Source organism: Neobacillus drentensis (assembly GCF_036965245.1).
Taxonomy (GTDB): Bacteria; Bacillota; Bacilli; order Bacillales; family Cytobacillaceae; genus Neobacillus; species Neobacillus drentensis_G.
The window spans coordinates 1-9,428 of record NZ_JBALPG010000167.1; the positions used below are offsets into that span (position 1 = coordinate 1).

The following is a 9,428-nucleotide window of genomic DNA, read 5'->3' on the forward strand; positions in this document are numbered from 1 at the left end:
ATCAAAAGAGTTATTATTTACTAACTTAAACATGAATAATAATCTTCTAAATACTAGTTTTTGATATTTTTTTGATAGTTTTTTATTCGTATTTAAATTCGAGTTCGTAGTCACTCGCCATATTATGGATGCTGTAAATATTTTCTATACATTATTAAGTACTTATTAAAGAAAATGTTATTTCAAACTGAAACAATCTATCTTATCTAAACTATATAAAGGACATTATTTCTTGATACATTTGTGAAAGCGAAAATTGTCTATCAGCATATCCTGCTTCTAAAACCGCTTTGGGCATTCCATACACAATACAGGAATCCTCTGATTCTACAAACACGCTGCCATGGTATTTTTTTACGATTCCACATCCTTGCATACCATCTACTCCCATTCCTGTTAAAATTACAGACAATAGCCGATCGGTAAATATGGGCGCTGCTGAATTAAGTGTTATGTCAATAGAAGGTTTGTATAAAGCTTCTACAGCTTCATCGTTATCCACTTTAAAAATAACAGTGCCATCTGGTTTTTTTTCAAACCGAGTTTGAAAACCCGAAGGTGCTATATAAATTGTCCCCTTCCTTACTATTTGACCATTTTGTGCTTCTTTAACATTAAGTTGACATAGGCTATTAAACCGCTCAGCCAAAGGTTTTGTAAAACCAGGTGGCATATGTTGGGCAACGACTATTGGAATCGGTAAATTCGCTGGAAAATGAGGGAGAATTGTTTGTAAAGCAGAAGGGCCGCCAGTAGAACAACCAATGAAAATAAGATCCGTACTCTGGCTAATCCTTTTTCTTACTTCTTTTCGCTCTGAGTAAACCACTTTTGCTTCACGAGGAAGTTTAGCTTCCACAATCCCTCTTAATCTCATAAAAAATTCTTGACTATGATTAACACCATTCTGAGGTCCGATTAGATTTTCTTTTAAAAAGAAATCAACGGCTCCTAGCTCCAGAGCATGTAATGTTTCCTTTGCCCCTTCACCGGTTCGAGAGCTTAACATAACCACTGAAACTGGGTTTGATTGCATAATTTGCTCCAATGCCTGCAAACCATTCATTTTTGGCATTTCCACATCCATGGTAACAAGATCAGGCTTTAGTCGTTGAACCTTTTCAACAGCCTCAACCCCATTCCTTGCAATACCAATCACATGAAATTGTGGATCCTCTTCCAGCATATTGCTAATGGCCCTTCTCATAAATGCAGAATCATCAACCACTAATACACTGTACTGTTTCATTCTGATCAGATTCCTTTCGATAATAAAAAGTCTTTTCTGAATCCACTTTTTTAAACCCAAGGGTCATATCTGTAATGGATTCAGCGTGGCCAAGAAATAAATACCCACCAGCTGCTAAATTTTGATGTAAACTTCGGATAACCTGCTTGGTCGTCTCGTGATCAAAATATATCAAAACATTTCGACAAAAAATGATATCAACCTCACCTAATTGAGATATATTATCTTGATCAAGGAGATTTAAATACTGAAATTGGACCATTTTTTGAATAGAGGGATGAATTTGGTAACCGCTAGCTTCATTTAGGAAATATTTCTTTAAGAGATGTTCAGGGGTTCTTCTGAAAGCAAACGAACCATGATGATACCATCCCTTTTTGGCTTTTTGAAGAACCATTTTGTCAATATCCGTTGCAATTATCTCTACCGATCCAGGTAGAAATTTCCCCGTTTCTTGAATCAACATGGCCAAGGAATAGGGTTCCTCTCCGCTTGAACATGCTGCACTCCATATTCGTATAGGACGATTTCTATTTTCTCTCATCATAAGGGACAAAACATATGAACAACACTCGTTTAATTGATTCTCTTCCCGATAGAAATATGTTTCATTGATTGTTAATAACTCAACAAGAACATCCCATTCAGAAGGTGATTTTTCTATGTATTTACAATACTCCCAGTGAGTAAGGCCGAGCTCCGCTACCCGCTTTGAAACTTTTTCTTTAAGGGTATAAAGCCGCTCTGCAAATCGTAATCCACAATATTCATAAATAATTTGACTTAATTTTACTAATCCGTTATCTTGCATGTTTATCACCTTTTACTTCCTCTATATAACCAATAATATGGAGAGGCTTTAAGTTTTTAGTTCTTATTTGTTAGTATAAAATTACTGGATAAATAGACTCGCGTCAAATTATATTTATCTATTTACATAAACAATTTGTTGGCTTGAAATCTACCTAACCCTTAAATACCTTCAGTAATTTTTTGATACCACAATTATTTTTTTATTTATTAATTTATTTAAACGAATATTCACATAAATATTTTTGATGTCGGTATCCAACTTTTTTTCAAAATAAAATGCACTAATCAAAAAAACGTTATTGTCGAATTTTACCTATTGACGTACAATGACATTATCAAACATTTTCAAATAAAATTAAAAGGAGAAAACGATGTCAAGTATTATTGGGATTTTGATAGCACTTCTTTCAATTGGGCTCGGAATGGTGTTAAAAGGAGCTTCACTAGCTGCACTATACAATCCTGCAGCATACCTAATTATTTTTGGAGGAACGGCTGCTGCAATCTTGGTAGCTTTCCCATTTAGTGAAATTAAACAGTTTCCTAAATTGCTTAAAATTGCGATGTTGGAACAAAAACTGCCTTCAAAAGCAGAGCAAATTTCAATGTTAGTAGCATGTGCGGAAATTGCAAGAAAAGAAGGTATTCTTGCGCTTGAGGAAATTTCCTCTAATATGACAGACCCCTTTTTCAAAAAAGGACTTGAACTAATTATTGATGGTTATGATATTGCGTTCATTGAAGAGGTCTTATTAGATGAGGTAGCAGCAATCGAGATGCGACACAAAACAGGTGCACTTATTTTTACTCAAGCAGGCACTTATGCCCCAACATTAGGTGTACTTGGAGCTGTTATTGGACTCGTTGCATCACTAGGGAATATTACTGATGTAGATAAAATAGGGCATTCGATTTCAGCTGCTTTTATTGCAACATTGCTTGGTATTTTTTCAGGCTACGTGCTTTGGCACCCGATAGCAAATAAATTAAAACGACTTTCAAAAAAAGAACAAGAATTAAAGCTTTTAATGATTGACGGCTTGTTAGCTATTTATAAAGGGATTTCACCTAGTTCTTTAGAAAAGAAACTAACCGTTTATATTTCACCAAAGGAACGCATAAAGTACGAGCAGAAAATCGAGGAAAAAATACATGAGAAAACGGCGTGAGAGATTTGAAGTAGAGCAGGAAGAGCATATTAATGAATCTTGGTTGATACCATATGCAGATATCCTAACACTTTTATTAGCATTATTTATTGTTTTATTTGCTTCAAGTAACCTTGATAAAGCAAAATACCAATCAATTATGGAATCTTTCAAATCTGAATTAACTGGTACAAAAATTGACAGTAAAGCAGCAGGTCTCTCAATTACTACTCCCGTTAAGCAGCCTGATAAACCTGCTCCTGTTCAAGAACCTGAACCTGGACTAAGTAAAGAAGAAATAGAACTCAATCAGTTAATGGAGCAATTAAATAAGTATATTGTTGACAACCACTTGGAAACTATGATTACTCTTACTGATACAAAACGAGGGGTTGAGATTTCCTTAAAAGATATCATTCTTTTTGATACTGGCAGCGCAGATTTGAAGGATAGTTCTTTAAGTATGTTAGATGCTTTTGTAGGGTTAATGAATACCGTATCAAATCCAATTAGTATTGAGGGCCATACGGATAATGTTCCGATTAAAACTGCGAAGTTTGCATCAAACTGGGAACTTTCTTCTGCTAGAGCTGTTAGTGTCCTTCATTATTTTGAAGCAAAAGATATTGCAAAAAATCGGCTGCAATTTGTTGGATATGGAGAATTTCAACCTCTTTATCCAAATGATACAGAAGAACATAAACAGGCAAATAGGCGTGTAAATATTATTATCTTACGAAAATACTAATAGTTTTTTTGATAGTCATTAATTAATAAAAGTCAGCTCCCCCCTCTTTTGGAAGCTGACTTTTATTTATATTTTTTTCACCATTTGAACCTGCTCAGTGGTTACCTTAAACCCATGGTTTAATAGGTATTGAATGACTGGATTTGAAATTGATCCGTTAATCGTTATAAAATTAATAGGACTACTTTTCCCTTCAGAAATGGAAGAGAAAACTGCTTGAATAATCTCTTCAGATACTTCACCACAAAGTTCTAATTGAAATAAAAATACCTTCTCCAAATTTCCTTCTTGACCCCAAACTCTTTTAAACAAAGAATAGCCTAAAGTGTTCTGCTCCTTGTCTAGATAGATTTGAGCTTCACCAGATTTTACACTTTGCCACTGACATTGCCAAGGAACATTTTCTTTATAAAAATTATATTTTGCAAGTTGCTCCGGACGAATGGTCTTGTTTTGGATACTAGTGTTACAAGGTAATCTCTTCTCGGGATAACCACTTAAAAATACGAGCGAATCCGTTATACTATAACCAAACTTTTCATATAAGCGAATAGCTCGTACATTTTCCTTTATAGCCTCTAAGGTAGCCATTTCGATATCTTCCTCAGCATAAATTTTTAGAACCTCTTCCATTAACAATATCGAAACACCTTTTCCGCGATAGTTTGTTGCAATTCCAGTTCCTCCATTCCAAGCTGTCTTCTTCCCGTCAATCATACGAAATCCATTTAATACAATGGCGATCGGTTCTTCTCGGTCGAACGCAACTATGGAATGATTTAAGGATAATCCTTCATTTACCATGCGGTTAAAGAATAGTTCAGCAGTCATGTCCATTTGAACAAAATAGCCTTCAAATCCCTTATTCCAGGCAATGAGTATGTCTTCGATTGTACATTCGAATAATTTTTTAAATGTAATTTTCATAAAATTGCTCCCTTAATGATTTTTAACTTTAAAAAATCTGAAGGAGCTGTCCAAGTTAGGAAAGCCCCTTATAAGAAATTCTAAAAATAATGGGTCATGGTACCCTTATTGTTTTTTTTACATTTAACCTTTCTCCCCTACATTGCATGCCCCCCGCCATCAACAATCACCACGTCACCAGTCACAAAGTCCGATGCAGGTGCCGCTAAAAATAACGCAACCCCCTTAAGGTCAGTATCCGAGCCAAATTTTCTTAACGGGGTACTTTCAAGAATGGCTTCACCACCATGATCAATGATAGCTTTAGACATTTTCGTCGGGAAAAATCCTGGAGCAATCGCGTTAACATGGATACCGTGCGGCCCCCATTTTACGGCTAAATCCTTTGTAAATGTAATAACTGCGCCCTTACTAGCATTATAACCAATCGCATTCATCACTCTAGGATTGATACCATTTAATCCAGCAACCGAAGCAATATTGATGATTTTACCTGATTTTTGTTCGAGCATCACTTTTCCAACAGCTTGTGACATTAAAAATGTCCCTGTAACATTGACGTTCATTACCTTTTGCCAGGCCTCCAGCGGCATCTCCTCAACTGGAGCCCCCCAGGATGCACCGCTGTTGTTAACAAGAATATCGATTCGACCAAATTTCTCCATTGTTAGTTCAACAACATTTCTAACGTCCTCCGGGTTTGTTACGTCACATTTTATAGCAAAGCTCTTAATCCCAAGCTTTTTCAGGCCTTCACATACTTCATAACAAGCTTCAAGTCTTCTCGAACAGACCACAACGTTTGCCCCTGCTTCCGCAAATCCTTCAGCAATTTGCTGTCCAAGACCCCTGCCGCCGCCTGTTATAATTGCTACTTTTCCAGTTAAATCAAAAAGCTGTTTCACATGCATCGTACTTCCCCCTTTTGAAAAAGAATCATCGATATTTTTTTAATTCGTATTTGGCAATTGCCCGCTTGTGAACTTCATCTGGACCATCTGCCAGTCTGAGTGTGCGAATATTGGCCCAGCTTGCTGCAAGCGGTGTATCTTCACTGACACCAGCAGCCCCAAAGGCTTGAATCGCATGATCGATAACCTTTAATGCCATTTTTGGAGCAACCACTTTAATCATTGCAATTTCAGCCTTTGCTTCTTTATTTCCAACGGTATCCATCATGTAAGCTGATTTAAGCGTGAGCAATCTAGCTTGTTCAATTTCAATTCTTGCCTCCGCAATCCATTCCTGGATGACACCTTGCTCGGATAGTTTATTACCAAAGGCAGTCCGACTTTGAACACGCTTGCACAATTCCTCTAAAGCTCGTTCTGCGGCGCCAATCGATCTCATACAATGATGAATTCTTCCCGGTCCAAGCCGCCCTTGCGCAATCGCAAAGCCTTTACCCTCATCCCATATCATATTGGAGGCCGGCACCCGGACATTAGTATATTCAATTTCCGCGTGGCCATGCGGCGCATGATCATATCCAAAAACAGGCAGTATTCTTTTTATGGTTACCCCTGGTGCATCAAAAGGGACAAGGATCATCGATTGCTGTTCATGTGTTGGAGCAAATGGATCATTTTTCCCCATGACAATGGCAATTTTACAGCGGGGATCCCCTGCACCTGAAGACCACCACTTTGTTCCATTGATGACGTATTCGTCACCATCGCGAACGATACTTGCCTGAATATTAGTAGCATCTGATGAGGCCACATCCGGTTCCGTCATCGAAAAACACGAACGTATCTCACCATCTAATAAAGGCCTGAGCCATTTTTCTTTTTGCTCTTCCGTTCCATAACGGACAAGAACCTCCATATTTCCCGTGTCAGGGGCAGCACAATTGAATACCTCCGGGGCAATCGCCGACCGGCCCATTACCTCGCAAAGTGGTGCATATTCAACATTGGTTAAGCCGGCCCCATATTCACTTTCTGGTAAAAACAAATTCCATAATCCCTTCTGTTTTGCTTTTTCTTTTAGTACTTCCATAATCGGTGGAACCTTTGAAAAAGGCTCTTTTTTATCAATTTGTTCTGCATATACACTTTCATTTGGATAGATGTATTCATCCATAAATTCTGTCAGTCTATTTTGTAACTCTATTACTTTTTCGGAATAGCTGAAATTCATTTTATTTCCTCCTTTATAGATTCTCATTATCCTGTTATGTCTGGAAAAAGAGATCCCACCATGACAAAAATAAACCCCAGCAGCAATAGGGAATGCCTTATTGTTGCTAGGTACAAATCATTTATCCGTTTAATAGTGGTGGAACATTACCTCACCCTTTAAAACTTCATTCCCCTGTTGGTTTACTGCTTGGACATTAAAGCGCAGCACATGCTCCTGTTTTTCTTTTAAAGTGGCTTTAAGCGTAATAACATCATTTAAAAACACCATGCCTTTAAAGCGGATAGAGTAGTCACGAATAAACCCATCCTCATAAAATTTGGTAAATAGCTTCGCCAAATTTCCCATCGTCCACATGCCATGGGCAATAATTCCTGACAATCCCGCTTTTTCCGCCTCATCATCAATCGTGTGAATCGGATTAAAATCGCCAGAAGCACCGGCATACTTAATCAAGTCCAGCCTAGAGACGGGCTTAAGCTGAATTTCCTTTAGCAATTCACCGACTTGTAATTCCGCCACCGTACTCATCTAGTCAACACCTTCCTCACTGCTTCAGAAATGACAATTGTAGAGGTTGAACTAAAAATTGTAGTTCCCTTCGAATCTTCACCGAAGCTTTCAAGCACGAGGAACCCCATTTGACCAAAGTTCCCTTTTTTCTCAAAATACTTTTTCACGATTGAGTAACAGTAAACTTCTTCCCCAACAAATAAAGGCCGTACGTAATGGAATGTTTGTTCTCCGTGAATCAAGCCTTTATCTGGGAGATTTAATCCTTCAATGGCACCATAATCAAATACCCTTGGGAATGTGGGCGGTGCAATATTATTTTTGTATCTGGAAAGTCTTCCTGTATCCTCATCAAAATAGATAGGATGAAGGTCGCCAATCGCTTCCGCAAATTTCTTTACCGCTCCTCTTTCAACAACATTTTTTACCTTGCTCGAATGTTTGCCTATTTGATTCTTGAACAATTGATCATCACCTCATCTTCAATTAATTTTTTGGCCCTCCGGCAACATAGATAACTTGACCATTAACGAATGATGACTTTTCATCAGCAAAGAAGGCAACAGCATTGGCGATATCCTCCGGCTTTCCAGTGCGGCCAACCGGGATTGCGGCAACGCTTGCCTGAATAAATTGCTCGAAAGAAATCCCGATTCTTGCAGCTGTCTCCTTCGTCATTTCAGTTTCAATAAATCCAGGTGCAACTGAGTTTGCTGTAATTCCATATTTACCTAATTCTATTGCTAATGTTTTCGTAAAGCCTTGCAAGCCTGCTTTTGCCGCAGCATAATTTGCCTGTCCTCGATTTCCAAGAGCAGATGTTGAAGATATATTGATGATCCGGCCATATTTTTGTTCAACCATATATTTTTGCACGGCACGAGCAGCATTAAAGGATCCTTTTAAATGTACATCCATAACGGTTTGCCAATCTGAATCAGTCATTTTAAATAACAGATTATCGCGGATTACTCCTGCATTATTGACAAGAATATCAACAGACCCAAATGTCTCGTAAACCTCTTTGACGGCGTTTTCCACCTGAACGGCATCGCTGACATTAGCGACCTTTGAATAGACATCATAACCTTTTTCTTTTAACTCGCACGTTGTCGTGCTTAATGCCTCTTCATTTAAATCGATGAAGGCCACCTTTGCGCCTTCCTGTGCAAAAAGGTCAACAATTCCCTTTCCAATTCCCCGGCTTCCGCCTGTAACCAATGCAACTCTCCCTGCAAATCTGCCTGTCATATTTTTTCCTCCTGATCTAAAAAATAATAATTCCTATTGGATTATGCTTACATTTAACTTTTATTCTTGAACTCTATCTTTATACTACTTAAAAAAATATGCAAGAATTACCGGAAGCATACCTACCGGTTGGTATGTTACTTTTATTTTATTCCGAAAGTTCAGATAACACAAGGTGGAATTTGATTAGTTTCATCTTTCTAGTTTATTTTCTTGTCTAATTACAAATGATAAGAATGATATTCATAAGAATATCATCGTTTCAAAGTATCCTATGATGAGGTGATTTTTGATGGGCTACAAAGATCATTTGGATCCACACTCAGAACTCTTTCACCACCATACGACGCGTCCAAAGTTTGCCAGGTCACAGGTAAACGGACAAACTCAATTGACGCATGATGCGATCATCTTAAGGAGCAATACCAAGGCACATCGCTGGTAACGACTTGGTATCGAAACGAAAAACGGCAGTTATTGAAATGTACTGCTGTTTGGAGAAAAGACCCTTCTCGAAAATAATTTTGGGAAAGGGTCTTTCTTTTTTATAAGAAATTTTTACTTTGAGATATTCTCGCTTTCATAAGAATAAGCTTCGGAAGCAATACTTCTCACGAAGGAAAAGCGTTAGCTTTTT

The 9,428-nt window shown here is 37.7% G+C and carries 11 protein-coding genes; 3 read left to right on the plus strand and 8 right to left on the minus strand.

Going from position 1 to position 9,428, the window contains the following annotated elements; genetic code table 11:
- Positions 1–211 precede the first annotated feature (211 nt).
- Positions 212–1,249, minus strand: coding sequence for a protein-glutamate methylesterase/protein-glutamine glutaminase (locus V7150_RS23965; protein ID WP_335523246.1), 1,038 nt, complete (start codon positions 1,247–1,249; stop codon positions 212–214).
- Positions 1,221–2,060, minus strand: a complete 840-nt coding sequence (locus V7150_RS23970) for a CheR family methyltransferase (protein WP_335523271.1) — start codon at positions 2,058–2,060, stop codon at positions 1,221–1,223. Before V7150_RS23970 ends, V7150_RS23965 begins: the two co-directional genes overlap by 29 nt.
- A gap of 373 nt (positions 2,061–2,433) precedes the next feature.
- On the opposite strand from V7150_RS23970, the gene motA reads away from it, so the two are divergent.
- Positions 2,434–3,231 (plus strand): flagellar motor stator protein MotA, encoded by a 798-nt coding sequence (motA, locus tag V7150_RS23975; protein ID WP_335523249.1) that lies wholly within the window; start codon positions 2,434–2,436, stop codon positions 3,229–3,231.
- Positions 3,215–3,958 carry a flagellar motor protein MotB gene (locus tag V7150_RS23980; RefSeq protein WP_335523252.1) on the plus strand — a complete coding sequence of 248 codons (744 nt, stop codon included), beginning with the start codon at positions 3,215–3,217 and terminating at the stop codon, positions 3,956–3,958. The genes motA and V7150_RS23980 overlap by 17 nt, the downstream gene beginning before the upstream one ends.
- A gap of 66 nt (positions 3,959–4,024) precedes the next feature.
- On the opposite strand, the gene V7150_RS23985 is transcribed toward V7150_RS23980, so the two are convergent.
- The 6 genes from V7150_RS23985 to fabG form a co-directional block, all read right to left on the minus strand.
- Complete coding sequence (locus tag V7150_RS23985; RefSeq protein WP_335523254.1) at positions 4,025–4,885, minus strand: GNAT family N-acetyltransferase; 861 nt, start codon at positions 4,883–4,885, stop codon at positions 4,025–4,027.
- A 137-nt stretch (positions 4,886–5,022) separates the two neighbouring features.
- Positions 5,023–5,796: an SDR family oxidoreductase gene (locus V7150_RS23990; protein WP_335523256.1), complete on the minus strand. Its 774-nt coding sequence runs from the start codon at positions 5,794–5,796 to the stop codon at positions 5,023–5,025.
- Between the two features lie 25 nt (positions 5,797–5,821).
- Positions 5,822–7,027 carry an acyl-CoA dehydrogenase family protein gene (locus V7150_RS23995; RefSeq protein WP_335523258.1) on the minus strand — a complete coding sequence of 402 codons (1,206 nt, stop codon included), beginning with the start codon at positions 7,025–7,027 and terminating at the stop codon, positions 5,822–5,824.
- A 129-nt stretch (positions 7,028–7,156) separates the two neighbouring features.
- Positions 7,157–7,558 (minus strand): MaoC/PaaZ C-terminal domain-containing protein, encoded by a 402-nt coding sequence (locus tag V7150_RS24000; RefSeq protein WP_335523260.1) that lies wholly within the window; start codon positions 7,556–7,558, stop codon positions 7,157–7,159.
- On the minus strand, positions 7,555–8,004 hold the full coding sequence (locus V7150_RS24005; protein ID WP_335523262.1) for a MaoC family dehydratase N-terminal domain-containing protein: 450 nt from the start codon (positions 8,002–8,004) through the stop codon (positions 7,555–7,557). The genes V7150_RS24000 and V7150_RS24005 overlap by 4 nt, the downstream gene beginning before the upstream one ends.
- Before the next feature lie 22 nt (positions 8,005–8,026).
- Positions 8,027–8,791: a 3-oxoacyl-ACP reductase FabG gene (fabG, locus tag V7150_RS24010; protein ID WP_335523263.1), complete on the minus strand. Its 765-nt coding sequence runs from the start codon at positions 8,789–8,791 to the stop codon at positions 8,027–8,029.
- A gap of 292 nt (positions 8,792–9,083) precedes the next feature.
- Between fabG and V7150_RS24015 the strand changes: the two genes are divergently transcribed.
- On the plus strand, positions 9,084–9,236 hold the full coding sequence (locus tag V7150_RS24015; protein WP_335523267.1) for a YpzG family protein: 153 nt from the start codon (positions 9,084–9,086) through the stop codon (positions 9,234–9,236).
- The last annotated feature ends 192 nt before the right edge of the window (positions 9,237–9,428 follow it).